Annotated in this window: 11 protein-coding genes and 1 tRNA gene; 4 read left to right on the top strand and 8 right to left on the bottom strand. The window is 33.8% G+C overall.

Translation table 11 applies throughout. The features are described from left to right. Nucleotides 1-5 precede the first annotated feature (5 nt). The 4 genes from K8B81_RS04230 to K8B81_RS04210 all read right to left on the bottom strand — a co-directional run bounded on the left by K8B81_RS04230 (nt 6) and on the right by K8B81_RS04210 (nt 4,036). Complete coding sequence (locus tag K8B81_RS04230; protein WP_223679144.1) at nt 6-1,265, bottom strand: hemolysin family protein; 1,260 nt, start codon at nt 1,263-1,265, stop codon at nt 6-8. A gap of 208 nt (nt 1,266-1,473) precedes the next feature. Beyond that, nucleotides 1,474-2,031 carry an LPS export ABC transporter periplasmic protein LptC gene (lptC, locus tag K8B81_RS04220; protein ID WP_025572051.1) on the bottom strand — a complete coding sequence of 186 codons (558 nt, stop codon included), beginning with the start codon at nt 2,029-2,031 and terminating at the stop codon, nt 1,474-1,476. A 51-nt stretch (nt 2,032-2,082) separates the two neighbouring features. Further along, the gene (locus K8B81_RS04215) at nt 2,083-3,309 is read right to left on the bottom strand and encodes a hypothetical protein (RefSeq protein ID WP_223679142.1); all 1,227 of its coding nucleotides are present in this window, start codon (nt 3,307-3,309) and stop codon (nt 2,083-2,085) included. Next, nucleotides 3,302-4,036 carry a type III pantothenate kinase gene (locus K8B81_RS04210; protein WP_223679141.1) on the bottom strand — a complete coding sequence of 245 codons (735 nt, stop codon included), beginning with the start codon at nt 4,034-4,036 and terminating at the stop codon, nt 3,302-3,304. Before K8B81_RS04210 ends, K8B81_RS04215 begins: the two co-directional genes overlap by 8 nt. A gap of 143 nt (nt 4,037-4,179) precedes the next feature. Here K8B81_RS04210 and K8B81_RS04205 point away from each other — a divergent pair. Then, nucleotides 4,180-4,252 (top strand) — tRNA-Phe (locus tag K8B81_RS04205). Nucleotides 4,253-4,449: 197 nt separating this feature from the next. Here the strand turns inward: K8B81_RS04205 and K8B81_RS04200 are convergent. The 3 genes from K8B81_RS04200 to K8B81_RS04190 form a co-directional block, all read right to left on the bottom strand. Further along, nucleotides 4,450-6,873 carry an ABC transporter permease gene (locus K8B81_RS04200; RefSeq protein ID WP_223679138.1) on the bottom strand — a complete coding sequence of 808 codons (2,424 nt, stop codon included), beginning with the start codon at nt 6,871-6,873 and terminating at the stop codon, nt 4,450-4,452. A gap of 119 nt (nt 6,874-6,992) precedes the next feature. Beyond that, a complete protein-coding gene (locus K8B81_RS04195; RefSeq protein WP_223679136.1) occupies nt 6,993-7,703 on the bottom strand; it encodes an ABC transporter ATP-binding protein in 711 nt (236 codons plus the stop codon). Nucleotides 7,704-7,901: 198 nt separating this feature from the next. After that, entirely contained in the window at nt 7,902-9,146 is a 1,245-nt protein-coding gene (locus K8B81_RS04190; protein WP_223679134.1) for an efflux RND transporter periplasmic adaptor subunit, read from the bottom strand. Between the two features lie 155 nt (nt 9,147-9,301). Here K8B81_RS04190 and K8B81_RS04185 point away from each other — a divergent pair, with 155 nt between their 5' ends. From K8B81_RS04185 to K8B81_RS04175, 3 genes are all read left to right on the top strand, one after another. Further along, nucleotides 9,302-10,648, top strand: a complete 1,347-nt coding sequence (locus tag K8B81_RS04185) for a sigma-54-dependent transcriptional regulator (RefSeq protein WP_223679132.1) — start codon at nt 9,302-9,304, stop codon at nt 10,646-10,648. A 145-nt stretch (nt 10,649-10,793) separates the two neighbouring features. Then, nucleotides 10,794-12,119, top strand: a complete 1,326-nt coding sequence (locus K8B81_RS04180; RefSeq protein WP_223679130.1) for a sensor histidine kinase — start codon at nt 10,794-10,796, stop codon at nt 12,117-12,119. Between the two features lie 243 nt (nt 12,120-12,362). Then, complete coding sequence (locus K8B81_RS04175) at nt 12,363-13,568, top strand: L,D-transpeptidase family protein (RefSeq protein WP_223679128.1); 1,206 nt, start codon at nt 12,363-12,365, stop codon at nt 13,566-13,568. On the opposite strand, the gene K8B81_RS04170 is transcribed toward K8B81_RS04175, so the two are convergent. After that, nucleotides 13,569-13,895: an MGMT family protein gene (locus tag K8B81_RS04170; protein WP_025572802.1), complete on the bottom strand. Its 327-nt coding sequence runs from the start codon at nt 13,893-13,895 to the stop codon at nt 13,569-13,571. Nucleotides 13,896-13,899 lie beyond the last annotated feature (4 nt).

Here is a 13,899-nt window from a genome sequence, read left to right as displayed (position 1 = left end):
AATAATTATTCTTTTACAGTCATTTTTACTAATTCGATTTTCTTGTTCGAACATTCTTCGATCACAAAGAAATAGTTTCCAATGCTGATTTTTTCACCTTTTTCAGGAATATCCTTCGCAAAATCTACAATAAACCCTCCTAAAGTCCCATAAGAATCACTTTCTGGAATTTCTAATTTGTATGTCTCATTGAGATAAGCCACGTCAAGCCTGGCAGAAAAAAGATATTTTCCTCCCTCTAATTCCTCTTCTATCAATTCTTCATCCAGATCATGTTCATCTTCAATTTCGCCAAAAAGTTCCTCCACAATATCTTCAATGGTAATAATGCCTGAAGTCCCTCCATACTCATCTAAAACAACAGCAACATTTTTTCTTTTTTTGATAAGCAGGCTTAAGGCATCTTTTATCAAAATTGTTTCAGGCACAAACTCAACTGCCATTAAAACTGATTTTATTGATTTTGGCTTCTTAAACAAATCGAAGGAATGCACATAACCTACAATATCATCAAGAGAATTTTGACTGACAATAATCTTAGAATAGCCTGTTTCTATAAATAACGCCTTGAGATCAGACACACTATCGAATAAATCAATGTCCACAATTTCTGTTCTGGGAGTCATTATATCACGCGCTTTTAAACCTGAAAATTCTAATGCGTTTTGGAAAATCTGAATTTCAGAATCTACTTCTTCATTGTCTTCCACAGCATTCATCTGTTCGGTAATATAATTCCCGAGTTCCGTTTTACTGAAATACAGCTGTACATGATCGCCTTCTGTCTTAAAAAATTTTCTTAGAATTAAATCTGAAATCCAGATAAAAAAAGTAGAGACATAATAGAATAACCGATAAAAAATATAAGCAGGAACAGCAAAAATCCGAATTAAGGAATTAGCATAAATCTGAAAAAAGACCTTTGGAAAAAACTCCGCAGTAATTAGAATAATAAACGTAGCTATTAAAGTGAGAAGAAACAAATTTGTGTAATCAGAAAACTGATATCCTAAATTTGTGATGCATTTCAGAATCAAATCTGCGGTAAAAAAACCATAAACAACCAACGCTACATTATTGCCGATAAGCATTGCTGCAATAAACTTAGATGGTTTTTCGGTAAGTTTCGTTAATATTCGGGAAATAAAATTATCCTGTTTTTTTTCTATCTCAAGATAAATCTTATTAGAGGAAACAAAAGCTATTTCCATTCCCGAAAAAAAGGCTGATAGTATTAAACATAGTATTATAATACTAATTTCCATTTTCTACTTTTTTTTATAATGATCATCGAATTTCTTAGAAAATTTTCTCCTGAAAAAAAACATAAACACGCTCACGCCAGCAATTAAGAAACTTAGCCAGTAAGTACCCTCAGGCTCACTAAGCTTAGTAATGCCATCATAAATAAAAGCAACTGCAATTAACAAGTAAACGTATTGTGTATATTTTAAATAATTCATAATCTATATTTTAATCTTCGTCGGCTTCAATTTCCCCGCTTACTCTTTGTGAATTTATCACTTTAAAATCTTTGCTAAAATCTATTCCCTGACCATACGAAACTCCCTTTGCATCTGTCAGTTTAAATTTTCTTTCGGTATAAAACCATTCGTTTTTCTGATCGAAGTACAATTGCTCTGTTTCAAGTACCTGTCCGGCTTCAGAAGTAATTTTTACTTTTCCCTGTAAATCAATTATCCCTGTCTCTTTATATGAAACAGCATAATTAGCTAAAATAAAAGTGCGCTTTTGTTTTTTATCATATAATGTAACATCAATTCCTTTAGGAAATTCTGTAAAAGGAAAATCAACGCTTGCATAATCCAGCATTTTGCGGCTTTTGAGAACGCCGGTGATACGCCCTGAATCTGTATATTTTATATTGATTGTATCAGCATCTGTAGCCGGAAAAAATTCTGAATAATTAATTTTCTGGACTTCTTTAAAATTACTTTCACAGCCAAAAAACAGTGTCACAGTAAAAACTGTGACAACGGTTATAATAGTATATCTTTTTGGTAAATTCATTCGCCAAATGTAGTAAATTGTATTGAGCTTATGAAAACATAAGTTTACACATTAGTTGAATTTATTTTTCACAAACCATTTGTCATTGAAAGAGAAACTAAGGCTGAAATTCACATAATTTTCCTGAACTAAATTTGCAGAAACCGTTCCTTTTTTACCATATTCAATTCCAAAATTGACACTGGAAAAACTTCCTGTAATAGGAAAGCCCGCTCCTACTGAAACACCAACATCTTTTATGGATTCATTATTAACTACAAGACCAATTTTTTCATATTTAAAACCTGCCCTGTACGTTATCCTGCTAAAATAACTGGTGAATGAGGTATAATTTGGAAGATAATACCCTCCGATAGCATATTTAGTATATTTTTCATAACGTACATTGTCAGTAGTATTGTAAGAATTCTTAAAATCTCCAGCACCCTGAAAAGCTAATGAACTCCCTACCAGCCATTTTCTTGCTTCTCCAATACCTGCACCTATAGTTACTTTATTCGACATTTTTAAAACACTATCAGGCGTATCCGTCACTATTGCAGCATCTCCATCTACTTGAATCGTTCTTTCAGTTTCTGAATTCAAATTACCTCCAAATGTATAGGCTAAACTGGTAAACAACTCCGTTTTTTTATAAATCTTAGTCTGATACATCGTACCGATATTGAAATTCGCTCCTGATAATGTTGAAGTATTAATTTCTCTTGTACCACTTTCAACTCCTGTAATAGCTTTAATACCAGTTGTTTCGATTTTTCCAAAATTATATTGCATATCAGCACCTATACTCCAATTTGGCTTTATTTTGTAAGCTAATGCTAAAAAAACTTTGTTCACACCCCCTTTTCCCTCATATTGACTGCTTTTTCCATTGATGTCATCAGACTGATCATTCCTGATTTTATATCCAACTGATGAAACCGGGATCAATCCAAATCCAACGCCAAATTTCCCCATTGGGATCCCTAAAAGCAAATAATCAAAAGTTGATCTTGTAGTACTGGCCTGTGCATTTTCAGATTTTAATTTCGAAGTCCCGTAAGTCCCACCAACAGTAAAAGTTGTTTGTATAAGGCTGGCATAACTTGCTGGGTTTTCAACATTCAGATGTATACTGTCCTGCTCTACTGAAACACCTGCCATCGACCTGTTTTCTAAGGTTCCCTTAAATTTCACATCACCAATTCCGTAAAAAGAATATGGTGAGGCAGTACCTTGCTGAGCGAATGAAACGAACGAGATAAGCAAACAAGCGCTTAGTATAATTTTTTTAATCATTGTTGATTTTATATTGAAATGTTTGGTTCAAACTCTCAAGCAAGAAATTTGAATTGGCAAATATGGTATTTTTTAATCGTTTAGCCAAAAAATCTGTATCGCCTCCCGTTAAAATTATTATAAAATTTGAAAAATTTGTACGATATTCATCGATAAAACCGTCAATCTCATAGACGAAACCATTCACAACACCTGAATGTATCGCCTGTGCAGTAGTATTACCTATATAGGATTCCGGAACTTCTAAAGACAGCAAAGGCAGTCTGGCTGTATAATTATGTAATGCTTCATACCGTAATCGTAATCCGGGCGAAATGGCACCGCCCCAATAATGATCCGATTCGTCGATAAAATCATAGGTAATACAAGTGCCGGCATCAATAACCAATCTGTTTTGTTTTGGGAACTGTAAAGTTGCACCGGCGGCTAAAACCATCCTGTCTATCCCTAAGGTTTTTGGTGTTGCATATTTATTTATGAAAGGAAAGGGATCTTCGTGCGTCAAAAAATGAATGTCAAGCTGTTTTTCGAAAGCCAGAAAAGACTGTTTTTCGATATTTCCGACTGATGCCACCACCAAATCAGAGCAATTTTGAAATTTTTTTAAAATTTTTTTAATTTCTTTTTCAAGCTGGTTTTTCTCAAAAACAAAATTATCAAGAACAGTACTCCCCTCAAAGACAGCAGCTTTAATTCGGGTATTACCAACATCAACTGTTAAAACCATATTTATTTATTTACCACTGCGAAGGTACGAATTGATTTTTTTTAAAAAAATGTTTTGGATAAACGAAAAATGATTCTATATTTGCACCCGCAAACACGTTCACAGAAACAAACGGAAACAGAAACAAAGTGAATTATAAGGAAGGTACCTTAGCTCAGATGGTAGAGCAATGGACTGAAAATCCATGTGTCCCTGGTTCGATCCCTGGAGGTACCACAAAACCCGAATAGCAATATTCGGGTTTTTTGTTTTTATTAATTTTCCTAAACTGAAATTGGATCGGATCAGGATGGATCAATGCTAAAACGCGTGGAGCGTTAAAAAAATAAGCATATAAAATTAGATCAATCCCAAAAAAAGAAACCCGCCAAATATTCTGATTCAGCGGGTTTCTAAAAAAAATGGTCTACAAGTTATTCGTATTTCAGATATTTCAAAACATCTATTTTCGTTACCTGATATGCTTTTGTCAGCACAATCAGTAAGGTAAGTGCCAGTAATGAAATGAATGCGATTGAAAATGGCAAAGCCGAAATGTTTATTCTGAATGCGTAATCTTCAAGCCATTTTTGTAATAAAATATAAGCCGGAATGATTCCAATTCCAAATCCGAGTAAACAGAAAAGGATATATTGTTTTGATAATTCTTTCAACAGGATATCTGTTTCTGCACCCAGCGTTTTTCTAATTGCTATTTCTTTCAGTCTTCTCTCCATCGAAAATGATGCCAAAGCAAACAATCCAAAAACGGCAATTAGTATTACGACCATATTTAGAATGAAAAAGAGATTTTTTTGCTTTATCTGTTCCTCGTAAGTTTTAGCAAATCCTTTGTTAACAAATTCATATTCAAAAGGATAATCCGGATTAACATTTTTCTCCCAATATTTTTTCAAATTTTCTAACGTTTCTGTTAAATTATTTGGAGAAACCTTTACAAACACATTATTAAAGTTATTCCATTTTAAAGTTTTAAGATTAATAAAAATCATTGGTGGCACTTTACTCTGCAAACCAGTAATATTAAAATCTTTTACGACCCCGACAATTTTAAATTTCAGGTTGCCCTTTTCATTTCCCCATCCAGAAGTTACAATCTGGTTTATCGGATTTTTAAGATTTAATTGCTTAATCAAAGTTTCATTCATCAACATATTACTAATAGTATCCGACGAATATTTAGGAGATAAATCACGTCCCTGAACGATTTTAATTTTCATCATATCCAGAAAACCAAAATCCATCTCAACATTTCTTGGCTGCACAAAAATGCCGTTGTGTTTAAAACCGGAACTTGAACTGGTGCTTCCTCCAAAACTTCCTGCAAATGTGGTCACATCTACAACTCCGGGAATTTTTGCTATTTCCTGTTTATCGACCAGATATTTCTCTGTTCTTTTAAATCGATCTGGTTTATTGTACGGAATCGAAATTACCTGATCACCGTTAAATCCAAGATCTTTGTTCATCATATATTCAACCTGCGAGTTGACAATCAAGGCCCCAATAATAAAGAATGCTGCGATTCCGAACTGAAAAATAAGCATAGAATTCCGAATCCAGATACCACTTTTACTTCTTGAAAAATTGCCTTTAAGCACCTTTAAAGTTTCAAAATTGGAAATATAAATAGCAGGGAAAATACCCGCAGCAATAATTACTAATCCAAAAATTACAATGAGCTGGAGGTAAAATTCACCACCATTTATGGTCAGCGTTTTATTTAGAAAGTTATTGTAATACGGTAAAGAAAGCTCTACAATAGCCAAAGCAAATAAAATTGCCAACAATACAATTATTGCAGTTTCAAAAATAAACTGAGTAATAATCTGATTTTTTGAAGCTCCTACAATCTTACGTACACCGACTTCTTTAGCACGTTTTATTGCAGATGCAGTGGCCAGATTAATATAATTTACTAATGACAAAATCAAAATTAGAAGAGATAATCCTGCCATAATATAAAGCAGTTTCAAATTGCCCATTCCTTCCGGGAAAGTAGAACCCGAAGTCTTTGTACCATGTAAACGCGCCATTTTTAACTGATCCATCAATATCGTGATTTCGCCGTTTTCTTTAACATATTGTTCAACAGTCTGCCCGCTTTCTTTAGCATCTTTTACCGTTCTGTTGACAAAATTTACGTGCTGCATTTTCTTTAAAACCAAAGCACGATCGGCATCTTTTTTAATTTTAATAAGAAAACCATAATTAAAGTTTCCCCAGCTATTTAGGTCCGGTTCTCTTTTTACGCCGCTGAAGACATAATTTGGCTCAATAGAAGAAGGTCTGATGATTTTATAAACAGATTTTACAGTATAATTTGCAGCTCCATAAAAGATAGACTTACCAATTGGATTTTCATTTTTGAAGAGTATTTTTGCTTGTTCATCTGAAATTGCAACGCTGTTTTTCTCTTTTAAAATGTTTGTTTTGGCGCCTTTAAGTATTTCAAAAGGAAAAAAATCAAAGAAATTCTCATCGCTTACCATTATTTTTTTAGCCATCAATTTTTGATCCTGATATTTAATGATATCCTGATCATACCAAACGTTAAAAAAACAAATTTTTTCAATTTCTGGAATTGTAGCTTTACAAGTCTCACCAAACGGAATAGAGCTGGTTGCCCAGGTATCCCCATTTCCAATCTTATTAAGAACTAAATAGGCATTTTCTTTTTCGGGATTCCATTGATCGTATGAATGCTCATTATTCCAATACAAAATGGCGAAAATCACACCGGAAATCCCAATGCTTAATCCTAAAACATTTAAAAACGAAAACAGTTTGCTTTGCTTTAAATGATAAATAAATATTTTAAACCAGTTATAAATCATGGTGTGTTTTTTTTATATTATTTCAGTTTTTGACAAACCGATTTTTAGACAATTGCGAATATTTTGCAAACAAACTCAACCAGAATTAGGATTGCGGTTACAATGAATTTTAGCATCTTTTAGTTATTAGCGTTCATAAAAACATCAACATTTCGCTGATTTAGCTTTTCAGAAAATATCACACCGTCTTTCATGTGAATCGTTCTTTGAGAAAAAGAAGCATCATAATCAGAGTGGGTTACCATCAAAATTGTGGAGCCTTTTGCGTGCAGATCTGTCAGAAGTTCCATAACTTCATTACCGTTTTTACTATCCAGATTTCCGGTTGGCTCATCGGCCAGAATGATTTTAGGATCATTTACCAAAGCTCTGGCAACGGCAACTCTTTGCTGCTGACCTCCCGAAAGCTGCTGTGGAAAATGCTTTAGTCGATGTGAAATATTTAGTTTTTCTGCAATAGCCTCAATTTTTTGTTTTCTGTCTGCAGCTTTTATATTATTGTAAAGCAAAGGCAATTCGATATTGTCATAAACAGAAAGTTCGTCGATCAGGTTGAAGTTCTGAAAAATGAACCCGATATTTTCTTTTCGAACCTGAGATCTTCCTTTTTCTTTCAGACCAATCATTTCCTGATCTAATAATTTATAGCTTCCTTCAGTAGCGCTGTCTAATAGCCCGATAATATTTAATAAAGTGGATTTTCCACAACCTGAAGGTCCCATTATAGTTAAAAAATCTCCTTTTTTAATTTCTAAAGAAATACCGCTCAATGCTGCTGTTTCTACTTCTTCTGTTCTAAAAACTTTGGTTAAATTCTGAATTTTTATCATTTTGTAAAGGTGTTAAAATGTGATTGACTGTGTTTTTTGATTGATGATTGATATTTTTATTTTTTGTAAATGATTTGTCTTTTTTTGTCATTTCGACGAAGGAGAAATCACACTCGCTAATCGACAAAGATTGATGATTTACTTTGTAGAGTTTCTTGTGTGATTTCTCCCAAAAGGTCGAAATGACATAGCTTGAACTCATTCTTTACTAATTGAAAGCTCCTCAATGTCCTTATAATCTGAATAAGATGAAGTAATTACTGATTCGCCTTCTTTCAAACCTTCCAAAACTTCATAATACGAAGGATTTTCTCTGCCTAATTTAATATTTCTTCTTTCGGCTTTATTTCCTTTTACCACAAAGATCCATTTTCCTGCTGTTTCCTGATTGAAGCTTCCTTTTGGAACAACCAGTGTTTTGTTTTTTTCAGATAAAATCAGCTTTACACCAAAACTTAATCCGCCCTGTAATGCGATATTTTCTTTAGATGTAAAAGCCAGTTCTACTGTAAAATGACCGTTTTTTACTTCCGGAATTACTTTGGTTACCATTATTTCAAGAACGTTTCCTTTAAACTCTACCTGACCTTTTAATCCTTCCCGAACTTTCTCTAAATAAAATTCATCTACATCGGCTGCCAGTTTGTAGCCTCGTTTTGAATCAATTTTTCCGATACTCTCTCCTGCCTGAAATGTTTTTCCTAAAACGGGTTCAAAAGAAGTCAGTCTTCCGGATTCCGGAGCGGTGATCAAAAAGTTCTTTTTATTGTTTCTCAAAATATCCAGACTTTTTTCCATGGTTTGAATGGAACGGTTAATCTGCGAAATTTGCAACTGATTGGATTGCTTTTCCTTTTGAATACTTTGCTGGATCGTTTTTTTACGTTCTTCCTGAAAACGCAAATTTTCTTTAAATGTATTCCAGTCGTTCTTCGAAATTACATCTTTGGCAAATAATTTCGAGTTCATATCATACAATCTTTTCGCGTCGTTATAATCGTGTTCAATCAAAACCAAGTCTTTAGTTAAGTTTAATTCCTGGTTTCTGATGTTCAGTTTTCCTGTATTCAGATTGTTGATTTGTTCAATGATGGCCGTTTCCTGGGTCAGGTAATTCAATTCGGTGTTCGGATTGTATAATCTTGCCAGTGATTGTCCTTTAGTTACCATAGCACCGTTTTCAACAAAAATCTCTTTTACAGATCCGCCTTCTGTTACATTTACAAGCATTACATTTAGCGGTTCAACTTTGGCCTGAAAAACTACAAAATCTTCAAAAAAAGCTTTTTCTGCTTTTTGAACTGAAATTTCTTCTGCTTTTACATTTAAACTTCTTTTCGTATTGAATGAGAAAAAGATAATCACGGCCAAAGCTAAAAAAACACCAATTGCTACTGTGAAATATCTAAATTTTCTATTTTTACGAGGAATTACCTTGTCCATTTTTTAAATAATTTACTGATTACCAATAGGTAAATACTGTGCCATTAAATTTATTATTTGTAAAGCATTGATTTTAAAAGAGCTTTAAAAACCATTCAAAAAAGGAGTGTCCGATAATGAACAGTTGACCGTTCAAAACCGGACAAAAAAGACAGATGCGAAAAAAACTAGCCCAAATATTAATTGTCGATGATCAGGAAGAAATTCTTTTTTCGGCAAAAATGATTCTCAAAAAACATTTTGAAATCATTTTTACGACAAATAATCCCAAAAAAATCATTTCACTTTTAAGCGAAAACGAAATAAATGTGGTTTTGCTCGATATGAATTACCGAATTGGTTTTGAAGACGGGCGTGAAGGGATTCATTGGCTGAAAGAAATAAAAACACTGTCACCAAATACAATTGTAATTTTAATGACTGCTTTCGGGAAAATTGAAACAGCTGTTGAAGGTATCAAAATTGGTGCTTTTGACTATGTTTTAAAACCCTGGCAGAATGAAAAATTATTGGAAACAATTGATAAGGCTGTCGCCGAAAGCAGAAAAACCAACAAAAAACATGTTATAGAAAATAACGAAAAAAGATATTTTACCGGTATTTCACCAAAAATAAAACAGGCTTACGCTATGGCCGAAAAAGTGGCCAGAACTGATGCGAATGTTTTGATTTTAGGTGAAAACGGAACCGGAAAATATGTTTTTGCTGAGTTTATTCATCAGAATTCAGAACGCAAGAGTTTGCCTTTTATTCATGTTGATTTGGGTTCCCTGAGCGATAGTTTATTCGAAAGTGAACTTTTTGGATATGCAAAAGGCGCTTTTACGGATGCAAAAACCGATACGCCTGGGAGGTTTGAACTGGCGCAAAACGGCACTATTTTTCTGGATGAAATTGGTAATATTCCGCTTCATTTACAGGCAAAATTATTACACGTTTTACAGACCAAAACAGTTACACGTTTAGGTGAAAGCAAGCCCAGGGCTTTGAATGTCCGTATTATTTCTGCAACAAACAGTGATATTAAAACAGAGGTTAAAAATAAAAACTTTCGTGAAGATTTGCTGTACCGCATCAATACGATGGAAATACATTTGCCGTCGTTGCGGGAACGAAAAGAGGATATTGTTCCGATGGCGAATTTCATTCTGGATCAGATTGCTGAAAAGTATAATCAGGAAAATTGGCAGTTTGATGATAATGTAGCACCTTATTTAGAACGTTATCCATGGAAAGGAAACGTGCGTGAAATGGAAAATAAAATCGAACGCGCTTTAATTTTAGCTGATTACAATACAATTTCTCTAACCGATTTAGATATTCTTGATTTTGAAAACATTCAGGAGAATGATGATAATCCATTGTCTGAAATGGAAAAAACGGCTATCCAAAAAGCCCTTTTAAAACACCATGGCAACATTAGTAAAACTGCCGAAGAATTAGGATTGTCCAGAGCTGCTTTATACAGAAGAATTGAGAAATACGATTTAAAAAATAGTTAGATATAGTGTTAATTTTACCGCAAAGCACGCAAAGTATTTTTTCGGTGTGTTTGTAATTGGTTTTATAAGTTCGCAAAGCCATATAGCGACCTTTGCGTAAACCTTTGCGACCTTTGCGGTTAAGTTTTAAGCATAAAAAAAATAAATGAAAAACTGGAAGTTTTATAACGCCTTATTTGTGAGAGTCTTGTTTGTTATGATGCTCTTTTTCTTTTGTGTTTTTCTGTTTTTTAAAACGTTTTATTACAATGCCATTTTGGTTGGATTGTTTGGTGTTGTAATGCTTTTCGAAATGTATTCTTTTGTAAAAAATCAATTATTGTTTTATGACAGGACATTGCTTTCAATACTTCAAAATGATTTTTCGACTAATTTTCCGGATGAACATAAAAAAGACAATTTTAAAAGTTTGTACCTTTTATATGACACACTGAAAATAAGGCAACAGGAGCAAACATCAAAAGAGTTGGTGTACAAATCAATTTTAAATAGTATTGACACCGGCACTTTAATTTTGGAAAAAGAGCACGAAGAATGGCATGTTTTTTTAATGAATGATTGCTTTTCGAATTTATTTAAAGTGCCAAAAGTGAGTCACTGGAAATACCTTAAAAACTATTTGCCTTCTCTTTGCAACGAAATTGAAAAGTCTGATTTTGCCGAATTAAAATCGGTAATTTCTATTAAAATTGAAGAACAGGATTTACAGACTTTCATCCTTCAGACCTCGTTGACTAAAACGTATAACAAGGAATATTTTATCATTTTACTGGACAGTATTCAGCGTGTTATTGAGAAAAAAGAAAAAGAAGCCTGGATCAACCTGATGAAAATTATTTCACATGAATTAATGAACTCCTTAACGCCAATTCGTGCGCTTTCGCAGAATTTACTCCAAATTGTCGATCAGGAAAAACTCGAAGATGATGATTTTGAAGACATCAAAAGCAGTATTTCAACCATTATAAACAGAAGTGACCATTTGCAGGTTTTTGTTGAGAACTACCGAAAACTCGCCATGCTGCCAACGCCAGCCAAAGAAATGACGCCAATCAATCTGCTTTTCGAAGACTGCCTGCGGATTATGAGCCCAATTCTGAAGGCCGAAAACATTGAATTGATAAATGATATCCATAGTTCACGATCTGTCTTAATGGATAAAAACCAAATGGAGCAGGTCATCATTAATTTGATTACCAACAGCATTTACGCCCTAAATGAAAGGACTGAAAAGAGAATTTTTATATCGAGTTTTACCGAAAATAATCGCTTTTTTATTACCATTTCAGACAATGGAAAAGGAATCGACCAGGAAATTCAGGACAAAGTATTTCTTCCATTTTTCACTACCCGAAAAGACGGAGCAGGAATTGGTTTAACACTCTCTAAAAACATTATTGAAGCCCACGGTGGTTACCTGAGTTATCAAACAGAGGAAGACAAAACTACATTTGTAATTTGCCTCATCTAAGATGTAATAAAATTCTGTACTCCCTTAATTTGATGAACTTCAGGCTGTTAATGTGAATTTTAAAAGATACATATTTTATTCTGTAAAATGATTTTTTTTGTATTGGTGTAAATTTGAAGAACCCTAAATCCTGAATTTGCACTATTTTAAAAAGTATGGCGAAGACTCATTTTGAAGGTTGCTGATTATGTTTTTTCGCTGTGCTTTTAAATAAAAGTTTAATAATATTTAAAAAATTACACCATGCGACAATTACATAAATTTCTCCTAATTATAGCTGCAGGTTTTGTATTTGCTTCATTTAGCTTTAAAAAAGATATAAAATCAATTGACAATTTATATCCAAAAGAAAATCCCGGAGTTCAGAATAATTCTGATTCAGCAAGCAGTGCTTCTAAATCCAGAGAAGTGTATCTTTTATCCAGACAGTACGACCGGCTAGAGGGAGCTTTAGAAAAATACCAAAAAATTGACCGAAAAAAACTGTGGAAAAAAATAGATGTTGACAGTGCCACCTATAAAGAATTAAAACCTTTTGATAGTGGTGCCGTAGTAAAACAAATTCGTGAAAGGTTGTTTGTCGAAGGCGATTTAAAAAAGGATTCCAAAAAAGGCCTATACGATGAAGAGCTTATGGCCGGGGTTTTAAATTATAAAAAAAGATACGGTCTGAAATTGAACTACAAATTGTCATTCGAACATATCAAACAAATGAATGAGCCTGTATCAGAAAGAATCAGAGTTATAAAATTAAACATGGACCGTTGCCGCCTGATTCCTGAAAATTTAATAGATGCAAGGGATTATATTATGGTAAATATTCCGGCTTACCGATTATTATACGTAAAAAATGGTGCAAGCGAGTTTACATCTGACGTTTTTGTGGGTGCTAAATGGTCAGAAACCGAAATTTTCAGCAGTGCGATGGATAAAATTGTATTTAGCCCGTATTGGAATGTGCCCCAGAGTATCATCGATAATGAATTAAAACTGAATATGGCTTCCAATAAAAATTATCTGGAAGAACATAACATGGAATGGAACGGAGGAAAGGTAAGACAAAAACCCGGGCCTAAAAACTCTTTGGGATTAGTAAAATTTTTATTTCCAAATCCGTTTGATATCTACATGCACGATACGCCGGCTAAAAGTTTGTTTATGTTTGAGCAGCGCACCTTCAGCCACGGTTGTATTAATATAAAAGAAGCCAAAAAAATGGCGCATGTAATTTTGAAAGACGATCCTGACTGGACGGACGAAATGATTGATAATGCGATGGATGGTGAAAAAGAAACCACATGCATACTGAAAAATAAAATTCCGATATACATCGGCTATTTTACTTCATGGGTAAGTGAAGAAACCGGAGAAATTTATTTTTATCCTGATGTGTATCAAAAAGATAAAGAAACAACAGCTGAAGATCCAAATGGTTTGGTAATGGATTAATTATAATCCGATTTCAGGCTGCCAGAAATGTTTGTCAAAATCAACAATCTGATTATTGACCACTTTAATGCCTTCGTTTTCTAAAAGCTGCTGCATTAAATTGGTTCCGTCAAAATGATGTTTTCCGGTCAAAAGCCCTTTTCGGTTTACGACTCTGTGCGCCGGAATATCATCCATGTTGTGACAGGCATTCATAGCCCAGCCGACCATTCGTGCAGAACGTGCGGTACCTAATGCTTTTGCGATTGCGCCATAAGAAGTTACTTTTCCGTACGGAATCTGTCGGGCTATTGTATATACTTTTTCGAAAAAATTTTCCTCAGCCATAGTT

The organism is Flavobacterium hibisci (genome assembly GCF_020026925.1).
Lineage (GTDB): Bacteria > Bacteroidota > Bacteroidia > Flavobacteriales > Flavobacteriaceae > Flavobacterium > Flavobacterium hibisci.
This window is presented reverse-complemented; position numbering and strand designations above follow the sequence as displayed.